Raw genomic sequence first — 470 nt, 5'->3', positions numbered from 1 at the left:
CGTTGAATGCTCGCGGAGTTGGCTCCGTCGGCTGTCGTCCGATCGCGGTAAGTGCGCCTGTTGTGTCATCGGTCGCGAACCCGGCAATACTATCATGCCCCCGGTTTGAAACGTACACAAATTTGCCATTCGGTGTGATATGAATCTGCGCACAGGAGTTTTCCTCATCAAAATCATCCGGTAGCGTCGAGACAGTCTGAAAAGCGGACAAAGTGCCTGCTGACGAGTCAAAATTGTAGGCAGTTATGCTGCACCCCTGCTCATTTGAGGCATAGAGGACATCTATATCTGGATGAAAAACATAGTGGCGGGGTCCTTCCCCTTCCCCGGCAGCAAGCACAGGAACGGAGGTATTGGGGGTCAGCGCGCCGGTGCTTTCATCAAATTGGAACTGAAAAATTGCGTTGGATTCACCGACGTGAGGGAGAAAGGCGAACTTATTGGACGCATCGGTCATGACGCAATGCGCT

General features: G+C 52.6%; 1 protein-coding gene. It reads right to left on the bottom strand.

Features of this window, described 5'->3' with window-relative positions; genetic code table 11:
• On the bottom strand, positions 1 to 470 hold a 470-nt coding region (locus tag J4G02_17230; protein ID MCE2396294.1), incomplete at both ends, for a beta-propeller fold lactonase family protein.

Source organism: Candidatus Poribacteria bacterium (assembly GCA_021295755.1).
Lineage (GTDB): Bacteria > Poribacteria > WGA-4E > WGA-4E > PCPOR2b > PCPOR2b.
Note: the sequence above shows the minus strand (reverse complement) of the source record. Positions and strands in the feature narration are given on the sequence as shown.